The 26295-nt window shown below is 52.3% G+C and carries 27 protein-coding genes and 1 tRNA gene; 15 read left to right on the forward strand and 13 right to left on the reverse strand.

Going from position 1 to position 26295, the window contains the following annotated elements; all coding sequences use genetic code 11:
* The first annotated feature begins 31 nt into the window (after positions 1-31).
* Positions 32-1429: a hypothetical protein gene (locus A3K92_RS05160; protein WP_088885245.1), complete on the forward strand. Its 1398-nt coding sequence runs from the start codon at positions 32-34 to the stop codon at positions 1427-1429.
* A gap of 287 nt (positions 1430-1716) precedes the next feature.
* Positions 1717-4383: a valine--tRNA ligase gene (locus A3K92_RS05165; protein WP_088885246.1), complete on the forward strand. Its 2667-nt coding sequence runs from the start codon at positions 1717-1719 to the stop codon at positions 4381-4383.
* Between the two features lie 68 nt (positions 4384-4451).
* Here A3K92_RS05165 and A3K92_RS05170 read toward each other — a convergent pair whose 3' ends face one another.
* Positions 4452-5504: an AAA family ATPase gene (locus A3K92_RS05170; RefSeq protein WP_088885247.1), complete on the reverse strand. Its 1053-nt coding sequence runs from the start codon at positions 5502-5504 to the stop codon at positions 4452-4454.
* A 75-nt stretch (positions 5505-5579) separates the two neighbouring features.
* Positions 5580-6689: a tRNA (guanine(9)-/adenine(9)-N1)-methyltransferase gene (gene trm10, locus A3K92_RS05175; protein WP_088886045.1), complete on the reverse strand. Its 1110-nt coding sequence runs from the start codon at positions 6687-6689 to the stop codon at positions 5580-5582.
* Positions 6690-6788: 99 nt separating this feature from the next.
* Here trm10 and A3K92_RS05180 point away from each other — a divergent pair, with 99 nt between their 5' ends.
* On the forward strand, positions 6789-7070 hold the full coding sequence (locus A3K92_RS05180) for a family 4A encapsulin nanocompartment shell protein (protein ID WP_088885248.1): 282 nt from the start codon (positions 6789-6791) through the stop codon (positions 7068-7070).
* Here the strand turns inward: A3K92_RS05180 and A3K92_RS05185 are convergent.
* The 7 genes from A3K92_RS05185 to A3K92_RS05215 form a co-directional block, all read right to left on the reverse strand.
* Positions 7063-7980 (reverse strand): triphosphoribosyl-dephospho-CoA synthase, encoded by a 918-nt coding sequence (locus tag A3K92_RS05185; protein ID WP_088885249.1) that lies wholly within the window; start codon positions 7978-7980, stop codon positions 7063-7065. The genes A3K92_RS05180 and A3K92_RS05185 overlap by 8 nt on opposite strands.
* Positions 7981-8211 (reverse strand): hypothetical protein, encoded by a 231-nt coding sequence (locus A3K92_RS05190; protein WP_088885250.1) that lies wholly within the window; start codon positions 8209-8211, stop codon positions 7981-7983.
* Position 8212: 1 nt separating this feature from the next.
* Positions 8213-8650, reverse strand: coding sequence for a PspC domain-containing protein (locus tag A3K92_RS05195; RefSeq protein ID WP_088885251.1), 438 nt, complete (start codon positions 8648-8650; stop codon positions 8213-8215).
* An 81-nt stretch (positions 8651-8731) separates the two neighbouring features.
* Positions 8732-9082, reverse strand: coding sequence for a PadR family transcriptional regulator (locus A3K92_RS05200; RefSeq protein WP_088885252.1), 351 nt, complete (start codon positions 9080-9082; stop codon positions 8732-8734).
* A 6-nt stretch (positions 9083-9088) separates the two neighbouring features.
* Positions 9089-9820 (reverse strand): YhfC family glutamic-type intramembrane protease, encoded by a 732-nt coding sequence (locus A3K92_RS05205; protein WP_335755186.1) that lies wholly within the window; start codon positions 9818-9820, stop codon positions 9089-9091.
* Positions 9820-10158 carry a YbjQ family protein gene (locus A3K92_RS05210; RefSeq protein WP_088885254.1) on the reverse strand — a complete coding sequence of 113 codons (339 nt, stop codon included), beginning with the start codon at positions 10156-10158 and terminating at the stop codon, positions 9820-9822. Before A3K92_RS05210 ends, A3K92_RS05205 begins: the two co-directional genes overlap by 1 nt.
* A 120-nt stretch (positions 10159-10278) precedes the next feature.
* Positions 10279-10356, reverse strand: a tRNA-Met gene (locus A3K92_RS05215).
* Between the two features lie 92 nt (positions 10357-10448).
* Between A3K92_RS05215 and A3K92_RS05220 the strand changes: the two genes are divergently transcribed.
* The 3 genes from A3K92_RS05220 to A3K92_RS05230 are packed head-to-tail and all read left to right on the forward strand — an operon-like array spanning position 10449 to position 13295.
* Positions 10449-11609: an aconitase X catalytic domain-containing protein gene (locus A3K92_RS05220; protein WP_088885255.1), complete on the forward strand. Its 1161-nt coding sequence runs from the start codon at positions 10449-10451 to the stop codon at positions 11607-11609.
* Positions 11610-11618: 9 nt separating this feature from the next.
* Positions 11619-12014, forward strand: a complete 396-nt coding sequence (locus A3K92_RS05225) for a DUF126 domain-containing protein (RefSeq protein WP_088885256.1) — start codon at positions 11619-11621, stop codon at positions 12012-12014.
* A gap of 39 nt (positions 12015-12053) precedes the next feature.
* Entirely contained in the window at positions 12054-13295 is a 1242-nt protein-coding gene (locus tag A3K92_RS05230) for a site-2 protease family protein (RefSeq protein WP_088885257.1), read from the forward strand.
* On the opposite strand, the gene A3K92_RS05235 is transcribed toward A3K92_RS05230, so the two are convergent.
* Positions 13292-13843: a hypothetical protein gene (locus A3K92_RS05235; RefSeq protein WP_088885258.1), complete on the reverse strand. Its 552-nt coding sequence runs from the start codon at positions 13841-13843 to the stop codon at positions 13292-13294. The genes A3K92_RS05230 and A3K92_RS05235 overlap by 4 nt on opposite strands.
* A 270-nt stretch (positions 13844-14113) precedes the next feature.
* Here A3K92_RS05235 and A3K92_RS05240 point away from each other — a divergent pair, with 270 nt between their 5' ends.
* Together A3K92_RS05240 and A3K92_RS05245 are read left to right on the forward strand one after the other, a co-directional pair.
* Entirely contained in the window at positions 14114-14299 is a 186-nt protein-coding gene (locus A3K92_RS05240; protein ID WP_088885259.1) for a class III signal peptide-containing protein, read from the forward strand.
* Positions 14283-14540 (forward strand): hypothetical protein, encoded by a 258-nt coding sequence (locus A3K92_RS05245; protein ID WP_232460836.1) that lies wholly within the window; start codon positions 14283-14285, stop codon positions 14538-14540. Before A3K92_RS05240 ends, A3K92_RS05245 begins: the two co-directional genes overlap by 17 nt.
* On the opposite strand, the gene A3K92_RS05250 is transcribed toward A3K92_RS05245, so the two are convergent.
* Both A3K92_RS05250 and A3K92_RS05255 read right to left on the reverse strand, forming a co-directional pair.
* The gene (locus A3K92_RS05250) at positions 14541-16748 is read right to left on the reverse strand and encodes a glycosyltransferase family 39 protein (protein WP_157722430.1); all 2208 of its coding nucleotides are present in this window, start codon (positions 16746-16748) and stop codon (positions 14541-14543) included.
* 159 nt (positions 16749-16907) lie between these two features.
* Complete coding sequence (locus A3K92_RS05255) at positions 16908-19247, reverse strand: DUF6541 family protein (RefSeq protein WP_157722431.1); 2340 nt, start codon at positions 19245-19247, stop codon at positions 16908-16910.
* A 65-nt stretch (positions 19248-19312) separates the two neighbouring features.
* Here A3K92_RS05255 and A3K92_RS05260 point away from each other — a divergent pair, with 65 nt between their 5' ends.
* The 6 genes from A3K92_RS05260 to A3K92_RS05285 all read left to right on the forward strand — a co-directional run bounded on the left by A3K92_RS05260 (position 19313) and on the right by A3K92_RS05285 (position 24220).
* A complete protein-coding gene (locus A3K92_RS05260) occupies positions 19313-19882 on the forward strand; it encodes a hypothetical protein (RefSeq protein WP_088885263.1) in 570 nt (189 codons plus the stop codon).
* A complete protein-coding gene (locus A3K92_RS05265; protein ID WP_088885264.1) occupies positions 19879-20121 on the forward strand; it encodes a pro-sigmaK processing inhibitor BofA family protein in 243 nt (80 codons plus the stop codon). Before A3K92_RS05260 ends, A3K92_RS05265 begins: the two co-directional genes overlap by 4 nt.
* A 65-nt stretch (positions 20122-20186) precedes the next feature.
* Positions 20187-21434, forward strand: a complete 1248-nt coding sequence (prf1, locus tag A3K92_RS05270; protein ID WP_088885265.1) for a peptide chain release factor aRF-1 — start codon at positions 20187-20189, stop codon at positions 21432-21434.
* A 148-nt stretch (positions 21435-21582) separates the two neighbouring features.
* A complete protein-coding gene (locus tag A3K92_RS05275; RefSeq protein ID WP_088885266.1) occupies positions 21583-22104 on the forward strand; it encodes a 4Fe-4S dicluster domain-containing protein in 522 nt (173 codons plus the stop codon).
* Positions 22105-22109: 5 nt separating this feature from the next.
* Positions 22110-23981 carry an aldehyde ferredoxin oxidoreductase family protein gene (locus A3K92_RS05280; RefSeq protein WP_088885267.1) on the forward strand — a complete coding sequence of 624 codons (1872 nt, stop codon included), beginning with the start codon at positions 22110-22112 and terminating at the stop codon, positions 23979-23981.
* A 20-nt stretch (positions 23982-24001) separates the two neighbouring features.
* Positions 24002-24220, forward strand: coding sequence for a MoaD/ThiS family protein (locus A3K92_RS05285; RefSeq protein WP_088885268.1), 219 nt, complete (start codon positions 24002-24004; stop codon positions 24218-24220).
* A gap of 24 nt (positions 24221-24244) precedes the next feature.
* Here the strand turns inward: A3K92_RS05285 and A3K92_RS05290 are convergent, their stop codons facing one another.
* Positions 24245-25126: a dihydrodipicolinate synthase family protein gene (locus A3K92_RS05290; RefSeq protein ID WP_088885269.1), complete on the reverse strand. Its 882-nt coding sequence runs from the start codon at positions 25124-25126 to the stop codon at positions 24245-24247.
* Positions 25127-25223: 97 nt separating this feature from the next.
* Here A3K92_RS05290 and A3K92_RS05295 point away from each other — a divergent pair, with 97 nt between their 5' ends.
* Positions 25224-26294, forward strand: coding sequence for an AAA family ATPase (locus A3K92_RS05295; RefSeq protein WP_088885270.1), 1071 nt, complete (start codon positions 25224-25226; stop codon positions 26292-26294).
* Position 26295: the final 1 nt, after the last annotated feature.

Below are 26295 nucleotides of genomic sequence, written 5' to 3' on the forward strand. Positions count from 1 at the left end.
CCAGCTAGGAACGTTAACTGGAGGTTAAGACATGAAGAAGTTGGGTGTTTTTCTTGTTTTTCTGGTCCTCTCTGGAATTCTGGCAGGCGAAGTGCTGGCCGACAACGATTATAAAGAGGTTCAGGAGAACAGCTACCAGGTTCACTGGGACGGAAGCGCAGAGGTTACTTTTAGAACGATTCTCTATGGGCCGGAGGATATGCTGAACAAGACCAAAGAGACCATAATCCAGATGGGACTCGAAAACGCCACGAAACTTTTTGTTAATCAGAAGGTACAGTCTCTAAAAAATCTGGGATTAAACTTAGAAAATGCCACCGGGAAGATAATCGGGTACAACACCACGGATCCACTTGAAACTGTTATAACCGGCAGAATCACAAATCTGGCAAAGTACTACTCCTACGATGGGGTTTGGGAAATAACCCTGGACGCCCTGAGAATATCGGATCTGGCCAATATAAACCCCACGGTCATAAACAGCTCCATCTATCTGGAAAACTATTTCACCGTCACGCTCCCCTCGGGAGCTAAAGTCACGAACATCACAAAAGGATTCGACGTTGAATCCAACGGAAGCTACATCAAGCTCGAAACTAAGGAAGATGGCGGGAAAGTTACAGTCCACTCGATAATCTACCTCAAAAACGGTGTCTCAAGGGACGATCTGAAGACACTATACGCTAAGCTCCAGCCGGTTATTATTACCTACACCGGCCAGAGCGGAAACGAGGTTTACTCAACCTGGAAGATGACAACAGAGACCAACATTACCATAAGGAGTAACGAAACGATCGTAGACACCCTCGAGAAATACGAAGAACCCGAGAGCTACGTGAACTCCCTCAAAATGCAGTTTCTCATTGGTGGAGTCCAGACGGCTGAGCAGTCTATCTACCAAAACCGTCTGGAACAGTTCCAGACGAACGGGATAAAGGTCATCAACGGGAACGTTAAACTTCTCAACCTGAACTCGACGGAACCACTGATGGTAAAGTACCACTGGATTCTTCAGGGGCTTATTGGAACAGCCAACGGAAACTACATCTATACCTACGATCCCAGACTCGAATTGGGGAACCTAACTTTTCCTTACCGCCTCACAGTTGCCATCAATGAAACCAAGACCACCCGCATAATTCTCCCAGAAGGATACAAGTTCACTTCCATACCTCAAAACATCAGCGTAGAGACGAAAGCGGGAAGTGTAAAGATGACTATAAACAAGGTCAGCGACAGAGAGGTTGTTATCTCCAGCAACGTCTACCTGACCTATGGAGCCCCATCAAAGGACTACAGGGATCTCATGGCCCAAATACCGGAGAACGTCGAGTTCAAATATGAAAAGACCGGCGGAAGTGGAATCTGTGGACCAGCGGGGCTTCTCCTGATCGGTCTGGTCCCGCTGATCATCAGGAGGAGAAAGTGAACTTTCTTTTCTTTTTACATTCCTTGTTAAATAATTCTGCAATTCATGAATTACATGATTACTTAAACATCAATCTGAGGATCACAAAACCGCCCAAAACTTTTTTAAACCTCTGTCCACCTCTATACTCCGGTGGTGCCTATCGTCCACCGTAGGAACGATTTCAACCCCTGAACTCCAGGTGTTCCGCCCTTCTGGATTAGTCTCGGCTCTGGCGCCACCGTCAAAGTTTTTAAGCCACCCTTCTGAGGGTATTCCATCTTCAAAAAACCGAAAAGGTGATGGCTATGCTTCCCAAGAACTACGACCCCAACGAGATTGAGCCCAAGTGGCAGAAGTTCTGGCTCGATGAGAAAATCTACAAGTACGAGCTGGACGAAAAGAGACCCGCTTACGCAATAGACACCCCTCCGCCGTTCACAAGCGGAACGCTCCACCTCGGCCACGTTTTAAGTCACACCTGGATCGACATCGTGGCGCGCTACAAGAGAATGACCGGCTACAACGTTCTCTTCCCACAGGGCTTCGACAACCACGGACTTCCGACGGAGCTTAAGGTCGAGAAGGAGTTTGGAATAAGCAAGGACCAGCCCGAGCTCTTTCTCCAGAAGTGTATCGAGTGGACGTGGCAGGCTATTGAAGCAATGCGCAACCAGTTCATCAGGATAGGCTATTCAGCCGACTGGGATTTAGAATACCACACGATGGACGACTGGTATAAAGCTGCCGTGCAAAAGTCCCTCATCGAGTTCTACAAGAAGGGGCTCCTCTATCAGGCCAAGCACCCCGTTTACTGGTGCCCGCGCTGTAGGACGAGTTTGGCCAAAGCAGAGGTTGGCTACGTTGAGGAGGAGGGCTTCCTCTACTACATCAAGCTCCCGCTCGCTGATGGTTCCGGTTACGTCCCGATAGCAACCACCAGGCCCGAGCTCATGCCCGCCTGTGTTGCCGTCTTCGTCCACCCGGATGACGAGCGCTACAAGGACGTCGTAGGAAAGAAGGTCAAGCTCCCGATATTCGAAAGGGAAGTGCCTGTTTTGGCTGATGAGGACGTTGACCCAACCTTCGGAACCGGAGCGGTCTACAACTGTACCTACGGTGACGAGCAGGACGTCGTCTGGCAGAAGCGCTACAACCTGCCGGTGATCATTGCCATCAACGAAGACGGAACCATGAACGAGAGGGCCGGCCCCTACGCAGGCCTCAAGACCGAGGAAGCGAGAAAGAAGATCGCCGAAGACCTTGAGAAGATGGGCCTGCTTTACAAGAAGGAGAAAATCAAGCACCGCGTTCTCAGGCACACCGAGAGGAGCTCCTGTATGGCCCCGATCGAGCTGCTGCCAAAGAAGCAGTGGTTCATAAAGGTCAAGGACTTCACCGACGAGATAGTCAAGGTTGCCGAGCAGATAAACTGGTATCCCGAGGATATGTTCCTCCGCCTGAAGGACTGGGCAGAGTCAATGGACTGGGACTGGGTCATAAGCAGGCAGCGTGTCTTCGGAACGCCGATTCCCTTCTGGGTCTGCGACAACGGGGAGGTAATCCTGCCCAACGAGGAGGATTTACCGGTTGACCCGCGCTTCGACAAGCCGCCGAGGAAGTGCTCCGACGGAAGCGAACCGAAGCCGGTAACCGATGTTCTCGACTGCTGGGTCGATTCGAGCATAACCCCACTGATAATAAGCAGGTGGCACGAAGCCATAAAGGGCAATGAAGAAGCCAAGCGCTGGTTCGAGCACAACTTCCCGACCGCTCTGAGGCCGCAGGGAACGGACATTATAAGGACGTGGGCATTCTACACTATATTCAGGACGTGGGTTCTGACCGGAGAGAAGCCCTGGCACGACATCCTCATCAACGGTATGGTGGCCGGGCCCGACGGCAGGAAGATGAGCAAGAGCTACGGCAACGTAGTAGCACCAGACGAGGTTATCCCGAAGTACGGCGCCGACGCTTTGAGGCTCTGGACGGCTTTAGCGCCGCCCGGAGAAGACCACCCGTTCAAGTGGGAGACTGTCGATTATAACTACCGCTTCCTCCAGAAGGTCTGGAACATCTACCGCTTCGCCGAGAGGCACCTTGAGGACTTCGACCCGGCCAATGCTCCAGCCGAGCTCGAACCCCTCGACCGCTGGATCCTCAGCAGGCTCCACAGGCTCATAAAGTTCGCCACCGAGGAGATGGAGCGCTACCGCTTCAACCTGCTCACGCGCGAGCTGATAACCTTCGTGTGGCACGAGGTGGCCGATGACTACATCGAGATGATCAAGTACCGCCTCTACGGCGACGACGAGGAGAGCAAGCTCAAGGCCAAAGCGGCCCTCTACGAGCTGCTCTACAACGTCATGCTCCTGCTCGCTCCCTTCGTCCCGCACATCACTGAGGAGCTCTACCAGGAGATGTTCAAGAAGTACGCCGGGGCCAAGAGCGTGCACCTCCTCGAGTGGCCGAAGTACGACGAAGGAAAGATAGACGAAAAGGCTGAGAAGCTCGGCGAGCTCGCCCGCGAAATAGTCGGCGCCATGAGGCGCTACAAGAACAGCCACGGCCTCGCTTTGAACGCCAAGCTCAAGCACGTTGCCATCTATGCCACTGACTCCTATGAGCTGCTCAAGACCATCGAGAAGGACATAGCCGGAACGATGAACATCGAGAGGCTTGAAATCATCAAAGGCGAGCCCGAGCTTGAGGAGAGGATTATCGAAATCAAGCCGAACTTCAGGACGGTCGGGCCGCGCTACGGCAAGCTCGTGCCCAAGATTACCGCTTACCTCAAGGAGAACGCGGACGAAGTGGCTAAGGCCCTCAAGGAGAACGGAAAGGTCGAGTTCGAGGTTGATGGGCAGAAGGTAGAGCTTACCAAGGACGACATCGTCCTCAGGAAGGCGGTGTTCAGCGAGGGCGAGGAGGTAGAGACAGCCGTCGTTGGAGACGCGGTTGTTCTCTTCTTCTGAGCCTTTTCAGTATATTTTTTTGTTGTGGGTGAACTTACGGTACCGTAAGTAACTTACGCCCCAGGAAGCTAGTCCTTCAGTACAGTGGCAACGACGGGGTCAGTTATCCTGTAGGTGTCTCCCTCCTCTGTGACCCAGCTCATCTTTTTCAGGTTTTCCAGGAGGGCATAGAGGCGCGGGTCAGGGACCCTGGTCCCCCTGACGGCGAGGTAGTCCCTTATGAGGCTCCACCGGTTGTAGCCAAGGGCTATTGCCCTTAGAATATCAACGTATCTCGGGCTTCTCCGTCTCAGCTCTTCAAGCTCGCCCATGACAAGCCCCTTGGCTATCCTGAGAGTTCTCTCCATTGCCCTCTGGAAGTTTCTCTCCCTAAGGTATTCGACGCCAAAGACCACGAGCCAGCCCGGAACTCCATCTAAAAGCTTTACAGCTTCTTTTATTTCCGTCTCGGACACGTTGAGGCCTGCTTCCCTGAAACCCTGCCTTAGGAACTCAATGGAGGTCTTTCTATCAAAGGGCTCCACTACGACCTCGCCAGCAATCCGACCGTAGAGCGGGCTCTCGTAATCGGTTATCTTCAGAAAATCGTGGAGGAGCCCAACTTCAGAGCCGGTGAGTACTATCCTTAAATTTGGAAGGCTGTCGTAGGCGTAGGCAAACAGGGCCAAAAGTTCTTTTCCACCCCTTGAGCCGTAAAAGCGCAGGTACTGGGCTTCATCAAAGGCCATTATGAACCCTCCGAGCTTCTCGCCGAGGTCGTTTAACTCCCTGAAGACTTCCCTCAGGGAGAGCTCCCTAGGCTCCAGGGTCAAGAACTTGAGGTTGAGCGAGACCTTAAACCTCGACGTCAGCTTTCCGAGAAGGCTGACCCTTGACTGAAGCTCCTTTACGAGTTCGTCCCTCGTTAGGTGGCCTCTCTCGGCATAGAGCTCCCTACAATCTATTAGGACACCCGGTCTCTCGTTTAGGTAAGCCCTCAAAATTGAGCTCTTCCCAACGCGCCTTATCCCGAGCAGGAGTGTTATCGGGTAAGTTTCAAGGCTCTTCTCAAGTTCATTGAATTCCCTTTCCCTGTCGAATATCTCTTCTCTCCGGGTTTTGGGCCTGAGGTCGAACAGCACTTACGCCACCGTAAGTTACTTACGGGGGCATAAGTTATAAGGCTTTCGAAGTGCACGAGAAGTAGGGAGAAAAAGTCAGCAGTTGTAACACAGCATCGCGGCCTTTTTGAGGAGTAGGATGCGGTAAAGCTTGCCGTTGATTATCCGCGCGTTGGATATCTTGTTGAGGTGGTGTATCCTCTTCCGCTCGAGGGCTATGAGGTCGAGTTCTCTCAAGACTTTCACGAAGTCCTCCCAGCGGATTTTGAGCCAGCTGGAGTAGTAGTCGAAGAGCTCCTTCTCAACGACGCGGTAGGTCTTCCCGTCCACCTTGTAGCGGATTGCCCTTTTCGGAAGCTCCTTTCTGAGGCGCCAGCGCGCGTGCAGAGGCTCCTGCATCTCATATACAGCCTCGTCCATGCTCTTTCCTTCAACCATCATTTTGAGGATTATGCCGAGAATCCTGTTTATCCTGTCAGGGACGCCTAGGATGTCGCCTTTGAGAACAATCTTCCGCCGACGAACCTTTATTCCGGCTTTCTCCAGCTCCTCTCCTATCTTGGGGGTCAGCTTTTTCTCTCCGCCGGTGTCCACTATTCCCCCGATTATGAAGGCCTTAACGTCGAAGTCCTTTTCGCTCAAAACCTCGTCGGCCCAGGGGTCGAGGAGGACGACCTCGTCTATTTTTTTCTCCTTTAGAAACTCGGCGGTTGGGCCATCGTAAACGGTTATCCTGTCGAGCGGGCCGTGGAACATCTTTCTGAATTCCTCGCCGGCCCAGGTAACAGCTAACTCGCTCCCCGTGAAGTAGTCCCTCAGCAGACCGTAGCACTGGTTAATCTGGAGGCAAACTTTGCCCTTCTCCTTCTGGGTGTGCTTGTCCCAGAGCTGGAGGTCAACTATGAAGTACGGCCAGTCAGGCAATTTTGAGCGAAGCTCTTCTGGCGTGAGAACCGGCTCGAACTTCTCCATCATGCAGAGCGGGGCGTAGGCGTAGTAAGAGCCCTCGACGCGCCTTCCGCTGAGGTCCCAGGCTACTGCAGTCTTTTCCGGAACCCTGAAGATTGCCCCCTTTCCGTGGACTATCTCAATCGCTATGTCCTGGAGCTTGTTCTTTGACTTTCTAAACCTCTTTGAGAGGGTTCCGATACTCTCTATGCCCTTCTCCCTGAGCGCTTCCCTGAAGACATCGGCGAGAGTCTTCATGGCCATCGGGTGGGGCTTAGACAGGGGGTTAAAAATGTTGCCCTCGAAGGCAATGACAATCCTTTTAACGCCGGAACCCAACTTTGTTAGGGGTCGAAAATGCGCGGTGAACTTATCAGGGTTCTGAGTGAAATCGAAGAAAAGGCCAGCGAGCTCAAACTGGACGGCTATAAGCCGGACGTCGTCATAATGGGCAGAGAGGCCTACGAGTTCGTGAAAACCCAGGCAAACGAAGAGTTTGGCGGAGACGAGGAACTGCTGGAGCTATCCGGGTTAAAGGTCAGAATAGTTGACGAGCTTGGAGGGGACGCGCTGATAATGGACAGCCAGGCGGCAGGCTTTGAGGCCAGAGCAATCAGGAGAATAAAAGTTGTCAGATAACGCCCCAGACCTTTCCATCCCTTGTTTCAAGCTTCAACCCTTTGAAAGCCAGCAGGCTCAACGATACTGCCATCACATCGGCTAAACTACCGGGGTTCCTCAGATCTCCCCTGGCCCTCATGAACTCGTCGAACTCCTTCTCGCTTAGCTTGCCTTCAAGTACTTCACCGGCTTTTTTCATAACGAGGACTGCTTCATCCCTGCCAGCTTTCCGCTCTATCAGGGTGTCAATCCTGCTCGCAAGGAGCTCAAGAAAAGCCCTTCTCACGGCCTCTTCGAGGGGAAGCTCGGGCAAAAGCTCATAAAGGCGGGAAAACATGGAATACGTCACCTCATATTCGCTGAGCCACTCGCAGAATATCAGCTCCCGTTCGCAGCTTATCTCGGCGAGCTTTAAAAGGTTCACGTTATCATCGAAGAGCTCCCTAAAGGAATCGTCGCTGTAAACGTCGTACTTAACCCCGCTTGGAATCCCCTTGGGGTTCGCTATTCTGATGGCCCTGTAAAGCTCTACCGTGTCCCTGACGGTTGATTCACCTATTAGCAGAGGGATTCTCTTCCTGGCCTCAAGGATGTCCCCTGACATGGAAAGGGCAATTATAAGCGGCACGGAAAGCGTTACAACACCAAAGTTGGGGTTTGCGTCCTGGAAAGTTCTCGAAGATTCAACGGCCCTTCTGATGAGTTCGCCGATTCCGGCATCGCTCGGCTTAAGGAGGCCTCTTCCGATGAGCTCACCAACCTTTGCCGCTTCGTAATAAACCCCAACAACCGCCGTGTCCGCGAAGAGGAAATGATAAAAAGTCAGGTCATCGAAATCCCTCAGCCTGCTGACGTTACCGGGTTTTGGAACGGCCGCTTCAAGCAGCGGGCCTAAGAGGAATGCCCGGACTATTCCCCACCTGCTCATTCACACCACCAGATAAAGTGCAAGGTAGATAACGTAGAGGAGAGCAATAATCCGCCTAATGGATCCCCGCGCGAGAAGGTAGGAACCGGCCGCGATAAGAGTTACTCCTCCCAGGGAATTTCGTATAACCTCCCTGTATGGCTCAAGCCAGATGATGAAGGCCGGCCTGAACTCCTTCATCAGGAGCAGCACGCCGAGGAATATGAGGATAACGCCAGCGGTTCTCCCCATCTCAACCACCCCTAAGGAGCAGGACGATGCCCAGTACGAGAAGCAAGATCGCCAAAAGGACGTTAACCGACGGAACCCTGAGGACGAAGAATATTGGGAATGTAAACGCAAGCAGATAGAGAACCCCAACTAGTATGAGAATCACAGCAAGGGCCTTAACGAGGTCGTTCTTTTCCTCGCCTGAAAACACTTTCTCAGTCTCTCTGATGATATCGTTAAACCTCTCCTCCACGGGTTTCTCCTCCCCGCTCTCCTCGGGAATCACGAGGGCGGCGAGGAAGTAGAGGAGGGTCATCGCAACCGGCTGAAAGACCAGGAGGACAACGAAGATCAGTCTTACAAGGGTTGGATCAACGTCAAGATACTCAGCTATGCCCCCGAGAACACCCAGGAGCATGCGGTTCTTCTTTGAACGCACGAGCCGTTTTTGGCCTTCCATCTCACTCACCACCATTGGTTACGCAGATACTTATTAAAGTTTTACCATTACTCCCCCGGCGGTCCGGGATTTAAAGAAAGGTCAGCCCATCTCCTCCAGAACCTTAATTATGCCCCCAATCTCATCCCTCAGCTCTCCCAAAACCTCCCTTCCGAGTTCAGTGAGACGGTAGTACTTCTTCGGCCTTCCACCCGCTTCGGCCCACTCGTCCTCCACAAGGCCGAGCTTCTTAAGCCCCTTCAGGATGTCGTACAGGGCCCCTTCACTCGGCACGAGCCTTCCACCGCTTAGCTCGCCGAGCCTCTTCCTTATCGCGTAGCCGTGCAGTTCGCCCTCCCTTTCTAGAATGGAAAGAATTAGGTAGGAGTAGAGGCCGGAGCGGAGTTCCTTTCGGAGCTTCTTGAGGGCCTTCTCCTTCGGGTTTCCAAGCAAGCTTTCTCACCATATGGGCCTTTCTTCCACTTCTGGCTCGCTGAGTGCCTTTAACGCCCCGTAGGCAAACACCAGGATTCCAACAACCGCAACGGCGGCCTCAAGGAAGTAGGCCAGGATGTTTAACGTGTGAATTGGCCGGGGATCCATAAAGAATGCCAGCTGATAGTAAGCTGCACCCGTATCAAGTATCGTGTGCAGGCCAATCATGTAGAGGAGTCCCCTCTTTCCCAGGCCTTTTTGGGCGTAATAGGCTAAAAGAACCGTAGTTCCGACGTGGAAGAGGATCGTGAAATAGCGCTCGCCCATGGAAACGAGGGCGTTCAGGAGGGACACTTCCGGTGAGAGTCCGCGAGTAATAATCACTGGAGCGACAGCTATCACAACCGCTTCAGTCACACCAAAGCCTAAGCCGACGAAGACAGCCTCGCGGAGCTTTCTCTCCCTGACGAGGGAGTACTTAACGCCCTCCTGGACAAAGCCAGCGGCTAAGCCAAGCCAGAGTGCAACGGCCACCGTGAAGGTCGTCCCCCTCGCCACAACGTCCGCGTTTGACCTGATGCCGATCCCCATGAGAGGGAGCTGCTGAACCGGGTTCTGGACTATCATGGCTATAAAGAACGCCGCAAGGCCCAGGAGAAGCTCAGCCCACCTCTGCTTCCTGAAGCCGACGGCATAAACCGTCACCCAGGCGAGCAAGGCCCCCAGGATGATAAATGGAAACGGGTACATGGCCATCACTCCTTCTCGACGACGACGGCCGTTCCGTAGGCATAGACCTCCGCGACGCTCGAACCGACGTTTGATGTGGCAAAACGGACGTTAACGACTGCGTTGGCCCCCATCTCCTTGGCGTGGAGCACCATTCTTCTCAAAGCTTCTTCCCTCGCCTCAGCCATCATCTCCGTGTACTCTTTAACCTCGCCGCCCTTGATGTTCCTGAGAATGGCCATTATGTCCCTCCCGATATGGGTTGCCTTCACGATACCTCCTCTGGCAATGCCCTTGACCTCGACTATTCTGTAGCCGGGGATTCCTTCGGTGGTGACGACAATGACACCTTCAACGGTCTCCATATCACTCACCTCGATGTATCGAACTTCGAGGTATATTGAGTCAAAGAAATATTTAAGCCTTTTCGTAACTGGAAGGAACGGTTCATAGAGAACTGCACAAGAAAGCTCTCAGAAAACGTTTGGTAGCGGGGGGAGGATTTGAACCTCCGACCTCCGGGTTATGAGCCCGGCGGGCACTCCTAGCTGCCCCACCCCGCTGCTCGACCCGTAGTTAGTGAACCCGCCTGGGTTTATAAATTTTGCGGAGGCGGTTTTATAACCTAGGCTAACGTAATGGTTAGGGTGGTAAAATGTACCTGACGAAGGAAGAGGAACTCATCCTGGCCGGGGAGTATGGCTATGCTCTCCAGAAAGCAATGGAAATTCTAGTTGCCCTCGGCGATATTTACGGAGCAGACCGGCTGATTCCAATCAAAAGCGCCCAGGTTGCGGGGGTTTCGTACAAGAACATAGGCGACGCCGGAATAGAGTTCCTGAGGGATTTTGTGAGAGCCGGAGCGAAGGTTAGCGTTTACACAACGTTGAATCCTGCGGGAATCGGCGATGAAGAGTTCATGGAAAAGCAGAGAGAAGTGCTTGAGCTCTACAGAGAGATGGGAATCGAGACGACATCAACGTGCACTCCATACTACGGAGCCAACCTGCCGAAGTTCGGCGACCATATAGCCTGGAGCGAGAGCTCGGCTGTAATATTTGCCAACTCAATAATAGGGGCAAGGACAAACAGGGAAGGCGGGCCGTCAAGTCTGGCCGCTGCAATAGTCGGGAAAACCCCAAATTATGGGCTTCATCTGGACGAGAACAGAAAAGCCACCGTTATAGTTGATGTCCAGGCAAAGGTGAGAACGTTCGTCGATTATGCGGCCCTTGGCTACCACCTCGGGAGAACCCTCGGAAACGACGTGCTGTATCTCAGGAAGATAAAGCCCGAGAGGACAGAGTTTCTCAAAGAGATGGGCGCGGCAATGGCCGCGAGCGGTTCAATAGCCCTCTACCACGTCGAGGGTGAGACGCCGGAGTACAAAGGGGCAATAGTGGACAAACTGGAAAAGCTAACCGTTGAAGACAGTGACATCAAAGCCGTTAAGGAGCAGTTCAGCGACGACTGGAGCGATATCGATATGATACTCATTGGCTGTCCGCACGCTTCCCTCATGGAAGTCAAGGAGATCGCGGAGCTTCTGGTGATGCGGGGAAGACCCCTGAAAATACCACTCTTCATAACCGCCAGCAGGGCAGTCAAGGCACTTGCCGATAGCCTCGGCTATACTGAGGTAATAGAGCGCTACAACGGGAAGATCATGGCGGATTCATGCTTTGTTGTTTCTCCAATAAAAGGCTGGTACAAAGGAATAGCAACAAACAGCGGTAAGTCGGCTTTCTACTTCCGCTCCTTCGGTTTTAACGTGAGACTTGACGATACAGAGAACCTCATCAAAGAAGCCCCGTGAGGTGAGAGGATGAAGTTTAAAGGAAGGAAGATAGTCGGGGGAAAGGCGGAGGGAGAGCTAATAGTTTCTCAAAAACCCCTCTCCTTTTTGGGCGGCGTCGACCCTGAAACTGGCATTGTAACCGATGCTGAGAGCGACATAAGGGGCGAGAGCATAGCGGGGAAGATACTCGCCTTCCCGCGCGGAAAGGGTTCGACAGTTGGCTCCTACATTATCTACGCCCTTAAAAAGAACGGAAAGGCACCAAAGGCAATTATAGTTGGTGAGGCTGAGACGATTGTTTCAACAGGGGCAATAATAGCGGAAATCCCGATGGTGGATGGTATAGACGTGTCAAAGCTGAAAACGGGCATGAGGGTCCGCGTTAACGCCGATGAAGGGGAGGTGGAACTACTCGAGGACTAGTTTTTTAACCCACCAGTTCAAATATCCGGGGGAAGAACGATGACAAAGGGAGTATACGAGTGCGTTAACTGCGGACATCGGGAAGTACTCGACTCAACAGAACCACTTCTGGAAAAAGCCTGCCCCAAGTGCGGGGGGGACATGGTACTAGTGGGCTTTTCGGTGGAGGTAGGGGAAACGATTACCTCCCGCCCCACGCTTCCGGCGGAGGTAGAGGAGAAGATCCGGGAGTTTTACTCCGTCGAACCTCTCGAAGTCAGGGAGGGAGTTTTCACATTTGAGGTTAGGGAAATCATTAACGACGACTTTGAGAGGTTTTTGGGTGAGATAGAGGACTATGGCTACTGGGCAGCTTTGAAAAAATCCAACGGAAGAGTCGTCCTTTACCTCTTCCCCGCAGGGGAAATCAAACGGGACAACCCCTGGATAGGTGTGCTGCTCTTCATAGCGACGCTTCTCTCAACGCTGTGGGCGGGATATGTTCTTGCCCTTAACTACATCGGGACCCTCGACGAGTTCGGCTTACCCGGTTACAGAAATCCATACGTGATAAGCCTAGCATTCTCCATGAGCGTTTTGGGAATACTTGGAACCCACGAGCTGGGGCACAAGATAGCTGCCTCCCTCCACAACGTCAAGGCGACGTTTCCTTACTTCATACCCTTTCCCAACCTGCTCGGAACTCTTGGGGCGGTCATAAGGGTAAAGTCCCCCATTCCGACAAGAAAAGCCGCGATCGACCTGGGAGTTAGCGGGCCTCTGGCCGGGATTCTGGTCGCAATACCCGTTACGGCGATAGGTCTGAGGCTTTCCACCTTCGTTCCCGTCAGCGCTTTCCAGTCGTTGCCGGGGGAAGGAATATACTTTGGCACCAACCTCCTATTTGAGATCCTCCAGAGGGCCATCCTCAACCCGCCCTCAGGAGACTACGTGCTCCTTCTGCATCCGGTAGCCATAGCCGGCTGGGTCGGGGTTCTCGTTACTTTCCTGAACCTGATCCCCGCGGCACAGCTCGACGGGGGGCACGTAGCCAGGGCTTTCATGAGCGAAAGGCTTCACCGCCAGTTCACCTGGGGGATGGGGCTCTTCCTGGTGGTCATGAGCTACTTCTGGGTCGGGTGGTTCCTCTGGGCCCTGCTGATCCTTTTCATCGGAAGCGCCGGAAACCCGGGGGCTTTGGACGAGGTCTCACCGATACCAACAAGCAGAAAACTTCTGGCCCTCCTGGCGGCAATTCTCTTTGTACTGACTGCCACGCCGGTCCCATTTTACACGGGCTAATCCAGCTTTTTTTCCTTTAATATCTGCTGGATGTCATAGTATATGGTATCCCTGGAAACGCCAAAGACCCTGGCAAGTTCAGAGATGTTGAGAACTTTGGGATTGTAATCGAAGAGGGAAAGAACGTGGGCCAAAAGCTCCCTCCGGTCCTGGGTCTGTAAAACCTCTGAGGCCTGAAGTGCGGGCCTGTTGTAGGCGACCATTCCAACAGCATACGTTCTCCTGGTTACGGGCGTTGTATAGGACCCGACCCTGAAGGATACAACGTCCGCGTTCTGTATAATGGGGTTTAGCTTATCAATAACACCAAGAACAGCGGCCTCTCTTCCGCCCCCGGTAGAATAGACAACGGCCAAATCACCGCCCGTCTTTGACTCATCAACAAGGAGAAGTGCAGATAGGTGCATAAACGCACCGAACGTTAGGTTAAGTTGTGCAGAGACTATATACCACCCGGTTCTGTCTTTAGCGGTTTTAAGTTTCTCCATGAAATGATTTACCCCATCTTCAACGCTCGCTGATTCGGCGGAGATGTACACCAGTTTCATACTCTACACTCCTCGTTAATCTGGCGAAAAAGTTATATAAAAGTTTTTGAACTTGGAGTTAGTCACTGCCCACCTAATAATCAGAGCGCATTGAATAGAGACCAACAATAACTGGGTTAGCTTGTTCTTCTTCCAGCAGATTTACTGAGTAGTTAAAGGTTCACTGTCTATACCCAGATTTGCCGGGATATCCCACAAATGTGATGAGAAATCTATATAAGGCAGAGTAATGCAAGATATCATGAAGAACCCACACGGAGGTGGTTTGAAATGAAGAGGAAGGCTCAGGGTGCAATCGAGTACCTGTTTATGATTGCAGCGGCCCTGATAATCATAGCCGTTGTCATAAGGTACCTTAGGAGCTCAGGTCAGAAGACCGGGGAGACAATCAGCAGCGGGCAGGAGCAATTGAACTCCAAAGTCAATGAGGAGCTCAGCAGTGCTCTTGGCAGCTGATTTCAAACGTTTTTCCTTTTTATTCCTGGAGGGCAAAGTTATGAGAAGATTAAGGGCCCAGGGGGCCGTGGAATACCTCCTTATGGCGGCGTTGGTTCTGATTATTCTTGTCTGGGGTTTCCACTACTTAAGGATAGCCAAAGGAGAACATGGAAATCTTGCAGAGTCTCTCTCGTCTTCTGAGAGCCGCTTAAACGAAAAAATAAGGAGTGAAATATCCTCAAACCTGAACTCCAGCTGATTAATTTTCCGCCTCGATTCTGACCTCTCTGCATTGTATAACGACCTTGGATGAAGTTACCAGCGTTACCGTGCTGTTGCCTCCCACTGAAAAGCTCCCTTCGGGATAGAAAACCGTAAACTTACCACGGGTGCCTTCCCTGAGGAGCTTTCCGTTCTGAATGGCCACTGCGTTCTCCTTAAACTCTATAGTCAGGTTCACGACCACAGGGAAAGACAGTGTTAAAGAATTTCCATCCTGGGAAAGACGAACTGCAATTGAATTTCCATTCCGGGAGTAATAAGCGAGGTCATACTCTCCGTTGGGGTTCCTCTTGATGATTGCCCTCCACGAGTATGTGACGTTGCCAACTGAAGGATAAACGTAGGCAACCTCACTCCCATTTACCCACAGCTGAAGCTTCCCGAAGAAGGATGAGAACCCTATCACGTGAGATTTTTCCTCAGAGTTGTTAAAGAGCTCTATAACGTCTCCTCTGCCATAGCTTTCGGCGTAGAGGAGCGAGCCGTTCACGACTGCGCGTTCCTTTAGTTTTCCGAAGGTTTTCTCAAAAACTTTGGATTCCCTGCTCATTGCGTACATCCACGTACTGAAAAGCATGTAATCGCTTTTGTTTGCAGTCTCCCAAAGCCGGCTAGAGTTCCCCATATAGACAATCCCGAAGGTGTCAAGGCAGTAGGGATCGACCCGGAGGTTTAAGTAGTAGGCGTTAAAGGGGTTGACCGAGAGATACGTCCCGTGCAGGTTCGTGTTTTGAATATACTCACCAAGATCGTCCCTGAGGTCTTTACTGTGGCTCGCCCAGGCGATGAGCAGTTTTCCATTCCGGTAGTTGTAGGCGATCCCATAATCCGCCACCCCAAAAACCAGAACAATTGCAAAAGCTAAAGCAAGGAGCTTTCTCCCTTCAAACCTGCCCGGGAGAGATTCAAAAAACGCCAGGTATGCCGTTAGCACCATTGGATAAAGGAACCGTATGTTCGGAATTACGGGGAAAAGGAGAAGATACATAACGGAGGAGACTACGAGGAGTGGGCCTGCAACAGACGGCCTTCCTATTTTCTCCCCTCTGCTGAAGTAAAAGAGTAAAACCGTGAAGATAAAGATCAAGGGCACGTAAAAAACAACGAAGTCCGGCTTTTCGTTCGTGAATTTTCTAAGGATAGTTGAAAGGAGGTCAAAGAATCCGGCCAGGGGAATGTACCTGGAACCTTGGGCAAGATACGTCTGGTTAAAGTAATCTGCACTCACACCGAATCCCAGGATGCCCTCTATCACAGCTTTAGGGAGCAGAAAGGCCAGAAGGTACTGAAGGGCCGTTTTTAAGTTCCTGAGAATCAGATAGACAGAGCGCACAATTTTTCTGAGGTAAGATATCCTGAAGATGTAGAGGGTCAGAAAGCCCCAGAGTATCAAAAAGATCCCAGCCGGAATGACGTGTCCAACAACGTCTATTCCATGCACCCCGGGGAGTATCAGGATGTGTCTCAGCTCATCCGATGGATAAAGCATTACCGCGCCCACGACGAGGAGGGACATGATGCCGTAGGTAACGAGAACAAGAAAAACCTGAACCCTGTTGAGCAGAACCCTGCCGAGGCCATCGAGGTAGGATTCGGTCTCGGCGTCAATGAAGAACACGAGAACAACGTAAAGGGCCGCTGCATAGGGCAGTATCGTAAACTTGGAAGTACTTCCAACTCCCGCCCAGAAGAGTGACCAGAGGGCATCCTTTCTGTTTCTATGCTTTACGTACCTGACGAAGTAGTAGAGGGAAAGCAGAGTGAAAAGCTCAATCGTGGTCTCGTGAAACACGAGGCCGTTCATATGAACCATTATGGGATCCATAGTAACAACGGCCGAGAAGAGAATTCCAGTTTTCCAATCGCGAAGCTCCCGGCCGACAAGGTAGGCGACTAAAGCAGCCAGAAGTCCCAGAAAAACGGAGAGGAGTCTTCCAACGACGTAGCTGTCTCCAAAAATGCGGAGCCAGAGGGCGAGAAGGTAGTAATAAAAAGGTGGATGAACAGCGTAAATATCGCGGTAAGGCAGCACTCCGTGGTTGATGAACCTGGCTATCATTAGGTATGTGCCCTCGTCGTAGTCGAAATACTCGTTCATAGCAGACGAGATTCCCCAGAGGCGGGTCACGAGGTAGTAGGCTAGAAGAATTGAAAGGAGCATCGCACTCTTTTTCCTGTCCTTCATTTCATCTCCTCCACACCGTGATGTAGAGCGCACATGGGAAGTCGTCCTCATGGAGGTGGACACCGTTTATCTTGTTTTTGCCCTCTATGCTTGATTGCCTCCTGCCCATCTGATACCCCCAAGAATCTGATATCGGAGAATAATAAACTTTTTCCAAACTTACGAATCGGCCAATAGTTTGATTTCCCTTATCAACAGGGGGCCACTTTCAACCGAGAGCGATACGAAGGTAAGCCTGTCCTCAGGCAAGGTAACGGGAATCTCCAGACGGTTTTCTCCGGCCTTAAGTTCAAAATCCTTTAGCACGGGTTTTCCATTTACGGTAACGTTTATGGCCTGCTCTGTGAAGGAGTAAAGTTCTATCAACAGACCCCGATAGTCTTTACAGGGGGCGAATCCCACGATACCTTTTCTACCACCCATCCAGGCATATTCAAGGCCTTCCAGATACATACTTCTCACACCAAAGTACTTCTTTTTAAAGCCGTAGACGAAGTACTTTCCGTATCTCTCAGTATTACCTGGTATGGAATCCTCACAGAGTCTCAGAGCCAAAGCCGCAGTTTTCTCGTTCATAGATGTGTCTAAAGATGAGAGATCAAAAATCCAGTTGTTTCCGTTTACTCTTAGAAGCCGATATTTTTGAAAGAAGTCAAGAGGGTTCAAACTGGGGGCGTTGGTGTCTATGTACGCTATATAGCCAGGAAGGATTTGACTTTCGTTCAACAGCTTTGCTGCAAATTTTGAAGGGGTCATATTCCAAATCCGGCATCTTTTAATCCTGCTGTTGAACATCACTGTTATGTTGCCCTGGGGCTCAAAGAAGGGCATCCACTGTGCTGAATCAAGGGTGCAGGAGTTCAACACGGTCACGTTGGGAAAGTTGATGGAAATCCAGCGGAAGTCCTCGAGGTTGTCGGCCCTGACGTAAAAGTTAGCCTCCGCCGCGAGGAGGTCATGAGCAGTGCCAACTGCGGGGATCAGGAAAAAGGCCCCTACAATGCTTAAATACAGAATTTTCTTGCTTATCTCTCTAACTGCGGGTTTGGATACAATCTCCCCAAACCAAAAAAGGCCCGCCCCGACGAAAAGGGGAAACACAGGGACCAGCCAGAGGAACATCCTCTCAATGGCCGCGGTGCTGTAGAAAGGTACGGGGACGTTTATTGTCAGTCTGTCAAGTATTAGAAACATAACAAAAGCGAAAAAGACCACGAGCGAGAGTCCCTTTCTCCTGAACTCTCTTTTGTACACAAGATAAGTTCCACCTAGGATCATGAAGAGCACTCCAAGGTAGTTGTCGTTTCTGACCGTTGCCCATCTGGTAAAGAGCTCGAAGTACCACCATGTGTCTCTAGGGTTCTTGCCTCGGAATACAGAAAGTTTAGAGACAACGACACTAACGGAAGAAGCCCATGGATACTCCAGTTTGACATGAGCCAATGAGGGGAACCAAACGTAGGGATTAATGACCGCGTGGATGAAAAGCGGGATGACAAAAAGAATGAAAGCACGTTTCAATAGGAAGATGAACCTGCGAACACTTAAACTTTCAGAGAGAAGCCTCAGGACAAGGTACACCAAAGCAACGAAAACGTAATTTTGGTAACTGTAAGGATGAACCAAGACGGCACCCACGCTTATGAGAACCAATATGAGGTATTTTTTCATATCGAGCTTTTCACCCATCTTGACGAAAAGAGCAAGGAGAACTGCGAAGAAGTAGAATCCCAGAAAGTTCGGCGCTATGTAAACGAGAAGGTAGTAGTGAAGCAAGTTCACACCGAGCATGGCTAAAAGGGTGTAATTGGCAACCTTTCGTCCGAGCCAGATGTACGAGAGGGCGTAAATACCCATGGCCAGAAAAGCCCACGCCCAGAGCCTCAGCTCCAGCATGATCTTGGGTATTACCTCCTCTCCACTTAGAATCATTACAAAAGACGCCAGAGAATGATAACCCGCCGGATATGTTAGAACATTGAAAATGGGAACCACTGGAGGATAAGTAGTGTCGTACCTCAGCATGTACTCGATTTTGGTTGCGTGGAAGAAGTTGTCAACGTTGTCCGTTGGATAAGTATAAACAGCCCAGTGTACAAGCACAATAATCAGTATTGGAACAGCCCACCTGAGAATATCACCCTTTTCGCGAACTGAACTCGTCACCAATTCCAAAAGCTCCGACCACGAACGAGCCAAAAGTATGATGGCCAGTATAACCAAAAAAACAGTCCCCGTTTTTATTCCAGCTCCAAACAGACTGAAGATATGGAAGGTTATTGCCAAAATCGATATTCCGACGGCCGGTGCAACTGAAAGCTTGATAGTCACTGGAAACTCAGGGAAAAAACAGTCCACCAAAGACAAACCAAGAAGCCAGACCAAGACAACCGCCCAGCAAGGGCAAAGAAAGCGAGAGAGAGCTACCATAGAAATCACTAGAAGAAAACTGACCGCAAGTGATCCCGGTGACTTTTTCAGTGTTTCACGTGCGACCATGGCGTGAGGTTAAGGAAGGAGAACCTTTTAAGTGTTAACATTGAAGCATTCTGATGGTGACCACAATGTCCTTCCTATCATTTGGCCCCAAAAAGGGTAAAGTCAGAAAGATGCTCGAGAGCGACCAGCTCCAGCTTGTGGTGGAGGAGGCAGCAAAGGACAAAAAGACGAGAGAGGCTCTCTTCGAGCTCCTCCAGGACGATAACCCCGGTGTTGTCGGTGATGCCCTTCTCACAATGGTCACACTGATGGACACTAACCCCGATGCAATCAGGCCCCACCTGAACGGGGGGGCCATCAAAAAGCTTCTGAGCCTCGTGGAGTCGAAGAACCCCTACGTCAGGGAAAACGCAATGATACTCCTCTACAGCCTAGCGAAGAGTCTCCCCGACCTGGCGTCAAAGTACCGCGGTCTTATAATAGAAGAGGCCGAAAGGGTCCTTGAAAGCGGCGACAAAAACCAGAAGGGCTTTATCTTGATCCTCATAGGCGAACTCGGCCTGAAGGAGCTCGAATCCAGGGTCAAGGAACTGGTCGGCGTGGAGGACAAGGTCATACTCCCCTTCGAGGGCAGGAAGTGGGTGAAGCTGGGGGACATAGCCAGCGAAACCCTTGAGAAACTATCGGAGGCATGAAAGTGCTGGAACTCTTGATCCTTCTCACCCTACTGGTGGCGGTTGGCTACGTAGTCCTAAAGCTGACACTGGCGGTTCTCAAGTGGTTAGCCGTCAACGCGATAACCGGGCTTCTGCTCATCGGGATACTGAACTTCCTTGGAATCACCCACATTCAGCTCAACCTAATCAACTTCCTGATAATAGCCGTTGGAGGCGTTGTCGGGGTTTTCATCCTGATCCTGCTCTCCCTCATTTAAACTCCAAACCTTTATAAATTCGCCTTTTCATGCTTTTACGGCGAGAGAATTTAGAGGTGATGCTCATGTCTCATAAATCCGCTGAGATGTACGAACTCAAAAAGAAGGTCGAGGAGCTCAAAAGCTATCGAGGTCGCGCAACGGAACTGGTGAGCCTCTACATTCCAGCCGGATACGACATAAACAAGGTCATGCAGCAGCTCCGCGAGGAGTACGGAACGGCCCAGAACATCAAGAGCAAGTCAACGCGAAAGAACGTCCTCGGCGCCCTCGAAAGGGCCATGCAACACCTTAAACTTTACAAGCAGACTCCAGAGAACGGTCTTGCTCTGTTCGTCGGCAACGTCAGCGAGCAGGAGGGGGTTAGCGACATAAGACTCTGGGCTATAGTCCCGCCCGAGCCGCTCAACGTCAGACTTTACCGATGCGACCAGACCTTTGTCACTGAACCTCTGGAAGAGATGCTCCGAGTTAAAGATGCTTACGGCCTCATCACGGTCGAGAAGAACGAAGCGACCATAGGCCTGCTCCGAGGGAAGAGGATTGAGGTAATCGACGAGCTCACATCAAACGTTCCGGGCAAGACAAGGGCCGGTGGTCAGTCGGCGAGGCGTTACGAGCGCATTAGGGAGCAGGAGACCCATGAGTTCATGAAGCGCATAGGCGAGCACGCCAACAAGGCCTTTCTCCCGCTCCTTGAGAAGGGCGAGCTCAAGGGTATAATAGTCGGCGGTCCCGGGCCGACCAAGGAGGAGTTCGTTGAGGGGGACTACCTCCACCACGAGCTGAAGAAGAAGATTATTGGTGTCGTTGACATAAGCTACAGCGGTGAGTACGGCCTCAGAGAGCTTGTCGAGAAGGCGAGCGATATCCTCAAAGATCACGAGGCTGTTAAGGAGAGGAAGCTTATCCAGGACTTCTTCAGGCATCTCGTAAAAGATACGGGCATGATAACCTACGGTGAGAAAGAGGTCAGGCAGGCCCTTGAGCTTGGAGCAGTAGATACTCTCCTGATCAGCGAGGGCTACGACAAGGTTCGCGTGAGGGTGAAGTGCAACAACTGTGGCTGGAGTGAGGAGAAGACCATGAGCGAGCAGGAGTTCCACGTCTACAGAAAGAAGCTCACTCACTGTCCCAAATGCGGCAGCCAGAACCTCACCTTCGAGAAGTGGGATGTTGCCGAGGAGCTCATAAAAATGGCCGAGGAGGCAGGCTCGAACGTTGAGATAATATCCCTCGATACTGAGGAAGGCCAGCAGTTCTACAAGGCCTTCGGTGGCCTTGGAGCGTTTTTGAGGTATAAGATAAGGTGACACCACTGCCCTCTACCCCTCTTTTCTTTGGGTGCCAAAATCAGCATGAACCACTTGTTTTTGGCCAGCATTTCATTAAGATTCAAATCTTCACGTTATCGCAACAGTTATATAGTTTGAAAACGGTTTCATAGTTTAGGTGTTCCCTATGGGCGATGAGGAAAGATTGTGGATTCTGGTAACCCCTGACAAGTGCAGCGGCTGCAGACTCTGCGAGATAGCCTGTTCCCTGGAGCACGAGGGAATAATATGGCCCGAGGCTTCCCGCATCAGGGTATACGAGTTCCTCCCCGGAGTCAACATCCCCCACACCTGCGTCCAGTGCCCGGATTATCCGTGCGTGAACGCGTGCAACTTCGATGCGCTGAGCGTGGACGAAGTGACCGGTGCCGTGCTGGTGAACGAGGAGAAGTGCACCGAGTGCGGAGCCTGCGTTCTGGCATGTCCCGGCAACGTCCCGAGGATTCCAGCAGGAAAGGGGAGCGTCGTGATATGCGACCTCTGCGGCGGGGAGCCGAAGTGCGTGGAGGTCTGCCACGAGGCCGGTCACGACGCTTTAACGCTCGTTAAGGGCAACTATCGCTCGATCTACAGGACATTCGCGAAGGATCCGGTCGAGAAGAGCGCCGAGCTTGCGAGAAAAATGTACGGGGAAGAGTTTCTGGGGTGATGGGAATGAAGGGCTACGCTGGAAAGCTCCTTGATGTTAATCTGAGCACGGGGAAGGTGAAAACCGTCGAGCTCGACGAGGACATGCTCCGCTTCTACGGCGGCAGGGGGCTCGGCACTTACCTCCTCTGGAGGGAGCTCGGCGAGAGGTGGGAGAGTATTGACCCGCTCGGCGAGGAGAACCTCCTCCTGATCCTCACCGGCCCGCTGACCGGCTACTATCCTGGAATGAAAACCACAGTGGTTTCAAAGTCCCCGGAGAGCAACGGTGTGGTGGGAAGCGTCCTGAGCAGCGAGGTGGGGATAGAGCTCAAGAGCGCGGGCTACGACGGGATAATAATCCGCGGAAAGGCCAGTGAGCCGGTTTACCTTTTCATCAACGACGACGAGGTGGAAATCAGGGACGCCTCAAAGTACTGGGGCATGGGGGGCCTTGAGCTCCACAAGACCCTGCTTAGGGAAGTCCACGAGGAGCTGAGGAAAAAGGGCAAACTGAAGGGAGTCCCGAAGGAGCCGGCGATGATGTACATTGGAAGAGGCGGAGAGGGGAAAGTGAGGTTCGCGGCGATAATGAGCAAGCTGATGCACGCCGCTGGTTACGGCGGCTTTGGGGCTGTCATGGGGAGCAAGAACCTCAAGGCGATTGTGGCTAAAGGCAACGGGCCGTTGCCTGAAGTCCACGACCCGGAGAGGTTCAAGGCAATGCTCCGCGAGTTCCAGAGGGAGCTTTTGACCCTCACCACCTTCCGCCAGTGGGGGACAGGGGCAGGCGGTTACAGCGTCGGTAAAGACCACTCAAGCCAGCCGATCAGAAACTGGCAGGAGGAGTACCACGACGACGAGAGGATAAGCGTGGTGAACTTTGAGCTCAAGGCCTGGGTGAAGAAGTACTGGGCCGACTACGGCTGTCCCGTCAACTGCATGAAGATATCCTACCTCCGCTACGGGCCGTATAAAGGCGCAATAACAGACGCGCCCGACTACGAGCTCATGGCATACATGGGGACCAACCTCGGGATATTCGAGCCCGAAAAGATTGTTTACCTCTCCTACCTAGTTGATGAGCTCGGCCTCGACGGGATAAACGCGGGCAACGTCCTCGGCTTCGCCGCGGAGCTCTACCAGAGGGGAATCCTCACGGAGGAAGACCTCGGCTTCAAGCTCGAATGGGGTGACGAGAAGGCCTTCGCGAGGCTCCTTGAGCTGATAGTCAGGGGAGAGGGCATCGGAAAAGTCCTCGCCGAAGGGACCTACCGCGCGGCGAAGCGCATCTCGGAGATGAAGGGCGTGGATGCTATGCGCTACGCTGTCCACGTCAAGGGGATTGGAGTGGGTGCCCACGGTGTCAGGAGCGGCCTTGACTACACTAGGGACATAAGCTACGCCGTCTCGGTCCAGGGAGGCGACCACACTGCAACCGCCGGCCTGCCCGCGAGGAGCTACGAGGGTGAGCTGGTGAATGCCTTCTACGACTCTGCCGTTATATGCATGTTCACGACGAGACCGGGCTTCGAGCGCATCATAGAGTTCGGAAACGCGGTTACGGGCTTTGAGCTGACGCCGGAGAAGTGGTTCAACGAGGTGGGTTTGAGAATAATCCACCTGCAGAGGATCCTTCTCCTCCTCGGAGGGCCCGACGTTTACTGGAACCCAAGAAAGGACGATGACAACCCGCCCAGGTTCTACGAACCACTGCCCAGCGGCCCGGTTAAGGGGGGTGCGCCTACCAAGGAGGAGATAAGGGAGAAGGTTCGCCAGTACTATGAAGAGGTCGGCTACGACGAGCACGGGATCCCAAGGGAGGACGTCTTGGAGGAACTCGGCCTGGGTGAGGCGAAGCGCGAGGTGAAGCGTATAAGAAAGCGCCTCGGCCTCTGATTTTCCTTTTGGTGGTTCTCATGAAGATAACTTTGATACTCTACGGCGAGCATGCCCTAAAACACGGCCCGCGAAAGGAGCTTGAGGTGGAAGAGGGGAAGAGCGTCAGAGAGCTGCTGCGGGAGCTTGGGGTAAGCCCGGCCGAGCACCACATCTTGGTGAACGAGAGGAAGGTCAATGACTGCAGGCTCAAAGACGGGGACGTCGTTAAGGTGCTCCCGGTTGTTTACGGGGGCTGAAAGGCTAAAAAAGAAGTAAGACGCTCAGCCCAACACCTCGTTCAACAATTCCTTTATCTTTTCCCTAACGGCCTCGCCGTCCATGGTGTAAGGCGGTCTCAGGACGGGTTTTATCGAGAAGCCCCGCAGAGACATTGCCAGCTTTATAGCCGAGCCGAAGGACGAAGCGAGGTCGTAAACCTTTGAGAGCTTCGCCAGCCTTCTCGCCCCTTCGAAGGCCTCTTCAAAGCGCTTCTCCTGGAAGGCCTTCCACACCGCGAGGTGTATCTCGGGGGCGAAGTTGGCGCAGGCCATTATCCCGCCGTCGCCGCCGAGGATGAGCGTGTTGAGGAAGTGCTGGTCAAGGCCCGTGAAGACCTTGAAATCCTTTCTCTCGCCTTTAACCTCAAGGATGACATCCCTGATGTGGTTTACACTGTCTATTGTCTCCTTCACGCCCGCGATGTTGGAGTACTCAAGGGCAAGGCGTTTGATAAGCGGGACGCTCAGGGGGTTGGCGCAGGAGGGGATGTTGTAGAGTATGATGGGGATGTCCGTTTTCTCGGCCACCATTGAGTAGTGTTTGAATAGCGCCTCTTCGCTCAGAGAACAGTAGTAGGGCGGTGCTATGACCGCGTAGTCCGCGCCTATGTCTTGAGCGTGCTTGGTGAGCTCGATGACCTCAAAGGTGTTTGAGGATGCCGTTCCCACGAGGTAGAAGGTGGAAGTGACCAGCTCACGGCCTTTCTCAGCGAGAAACTTCCTTTCCTCCGTGCTAAGGCTCGTGAACTCTCCGGTTGTCGCGTTGATGAATATCCCGTGGACGCCAGCCTTCTGAAGGTACTCAACGTGCTCCTCAAGTGCCGGGACGTCTATGGAGTAGTCCTCGTTGAAGGGGGTAACAAGGGGAACTGTAACACCGCGCATGGGACCACCGGAGGATTTAGGCGAAGGATGTATTTTAGGGTTGTCCATGGAAAGCCTTAAGTATCGGTACCGATACTTAGTATCGGGGGCGATACCTGTGCTGTTCGATCCGAGACCGAAGGAGAGGAGGAGTGAGATATTTGACAGGGATGAAGAAATAAAGGCTCTGCTAGAGGGTATGAAAAACTACCCAATAACACTCCTCATTGGAATACGACGAGTTGGCAAAAGCTCCATTCTCAGAGTGGCCCTAAACGAGTGCGAGGGGATTGGAATTTACATCGACGCTAGAAGGCTCTATTCCACAGGTGGAAGCGTGAGCCAGGCCGCATTGGTAGGGGAGATAAGAAACATTCTTGCAGGAAAGGGACACGTGGGTTTTTTGCGGGGAATCTCTGTGGAAAGGGTAACCATCGCGGGAGTGCAACTCAAACCAAGGGAGACCACCTTCGTTGACCTCTTGGAGTTCCTTAACTCCCTGGGAAGGAAAGCCGGCAAAAAAGTCATCATAGCCTTCGATGAGGCCCAGTATTTAAGGTTCTACGGTTCAAGGGGAGGAAAGGAACTTTTAGCTGCCATAGCGTATGCGTACGACTCCCTTGAGAGCCTGGGCTTCGTTTTCACTGGTTCCGAAGTTGGACTTCTTCACGACTTCCTGGGCCTCGAGGACTACTCCAGCCCGCTCTATGGGCGAATATACGAGGAAGTCGAGGTCAAACCTTTCCGAAGGGAGCTTTCTAGGGAGTTCCTCAGGAGGGGCTTTGAGGAGGTTAACATGAGAGTCCCCGCGGAGGAAATAGAAGCCGCCGTCGAGGAGCTTGACGGAATCCCCGGCTGGCTGGTCGAGTTCGGCTTCCATTACTGGAAGAGGGGGGACTTCGAGCGGGCCCTCGACATGACGATGAGAAAGGCCAGGGCCCTCATCAGGGAGGAACTCCTAGAGCTTGAGAAAAGGAGCGGGAGATACAAGCTCATACTCCATGCCGTGGCGATGGGGCTGACCAGCTGGAGTTCCATTAAAGACTACGTAGAGGCCAGGGCAGGCCCCATAACCAATGCACGGCTGAGTGAACTTTTGAGGAACCTGGAAAAAATGGGATGGATAACCAAGGAAGAAGGAAAATACCGGATTATAGACCCCATTGTGGAAAAAGTGCTGAAGGAGTAGC

Source organism: Thermococcus gorgonarius (assembly GCF_002214385.1).
In the GTDB taxonomy this organism is placed as follows: Archaea; Methanobacteriota_B; Thermococci; order Thermococcales; family Thermococcaceae; genus Thermococcus; species Thermococcus gorgonarius.

Bases quoted from the DNA above. Each gene is read 5' to 3' on its own strand.
- A3K92_RS05235 (WP_088885258.1), bottom strand. From the start codon at position 13,843: ATGAAACTGGTGTACATCTCCGCCGAATCAGCGAGCGTTGAAGATGGG.
- A3K92_RS05180 (WP_088885248.1), top strand. From the start codon at position 6,789: ATGCGCGGTGAACTTATCAGGGTTCTGAGTGAAATCGAAGAAAAGGCC.
- A3K92_RS05220 (WP_088885255.1), top strand. From the start codon at position 10,449: ATGTACCTGACGAAGGAAGAGGAACTCATCCTGGCCGGGGAGTATGGC.
- A3K92_RS05260 (WP_088885263.1), top strand. From the start codon at position 19,313: ATGTCCTTCCTATCATTTGGCCCCAAAAAGGGTAAAGTCAGAAAGATG.
- A3K92_RS05250 (WP_157722430.1), bottom strand. From the start codon at position 16,748: ATGAAGGACAGGAAAAAGAGTGCGATGCTCCTTTCAATTCTTCTAGCC.
- A3K92_RS05240 (WP_088885259.1), top strand. From the start codon at position 14,114: ATGAAGAGGAAGGCTCAGGGTGCAATCGAGTACCTGTTTATGATTGCA.
- A3K92_RS05280 (WP_088885267.1), top strand. From the start codon at position 22,110: ATGAAGGGCTACGCTGGAAAGCTCCTTGATGTTAATCTGAGCACGGGG.
- A3K92_RS05185 (WP_088885249.1), bottom strand. From the start codon at position 7,980: ATGAGCAGGTGGGGAATAGTCCGGGCATTCCTCTTAGGCCCGCTGCTT.
- A3K92_RS05275 (WP_088885266.1), top strand. From the start codon at position 21,583: ATGGGCGATGAGGAAAGATTGTGGATTCTGGTAACCCCTGACAAGTGC.
- A3K92_RS05160 (WP_088885245.1), top strand. From the start codon at position 32: ATGAAGAAGTTGGGTGTTTTTCTTGTTTTTCTGGTCCTCTCTGGAATT.
- trm10 (WP_088886045.1), bottom strand. From the start codon at position 6,689: ATGAAGACTCTCGCCGATGTCTTCAGGGAAGCGCTCAGGGAGAAGGGC.
- A3K92_RS05255 (WP_157722431.1), bottom strand. From the start codon at position 19,247: ATGGTCGCACGTGAAACACTGAAAAAGTCACCGGGATCACTTGCGGTC.
- A3K92_RS05210 (WP_088885254.1), bottom strand. From the start codon at position 10,158: ATGGAGACCGTTGAAGGTGTCATTGTCGTCACCACCGAAGGAATCCCC.
- A3K92_RS05190 (WP_088885250.1), bottom strand. From the start codon at position 8,211: ATGGGGAGAACCGCTGGCGTTATCCTCATATTCCTCGGCGTGCTGCTC.
- prf1 (WP_088885265.1), top strand. From the start codon at position 20,187: ATGTCTCATAAATCCGCTGAGATGTACGAACTCAAAAAGAAGGTCGAG.
- A3K92_RS05225 (WP_088885256.1), top strand. From the start codon at position 11,619: ATGAAGTTTAAAGGAAGGAAGATAGTCGGGGGAAAGGCGGAGGGAGAG.
- A3K92_RS05290 (WP_088885269.1), bottom strand. From the start codon at position 25,126: ATGCGCGGTGTTACAGTTCCCCTTGTTACCCCCTTCAACGAGGACTAC.
- A3K92_RS05285 (WP_088885268.1), top strand. From the start codon at position 24,002: ATGAAGATAACTTTGATACTCTACGGCGAGCATGCCCTAAAACACGGC.
- A3K92_RS05165 (WP_088885246.1), top strand. From the start codon at position 1,717: ATGCTTCCCAAGAACTACGACCCCAACGAGATTGAGCCCAAGTGGCAG.
- A3K92_RS05195 (WP_088885251.1), bottom strand. From the start codon at position 8,650: ATGGAAGGCCAAAAACGGCTCGTGCGTTCAAAGAAGAACCGCATGCTC.
- A3K92_RS05205 (WP_335755186.1), bottom strand. From the start codon at position 9,820: ATGGCCATGTACCCGTTTCCATTTATCATCCTGGGGGCCTTGCTCGCC.
- A3K92_RS05265 (WP_088885264.1), top strand. From the start codon at position 19,879: ATGAAAGTGCTGGAACTCTTGATCCTTCTCACCCTACTGGTGGCGGTT.
- A3K92_RS05230 (WP_088885257.1), top strand. From the start codon at position 12,054: ATGACAAAGGGAGTATACGAGTGCGTTAACTGCGGACATCGGGAAGTA.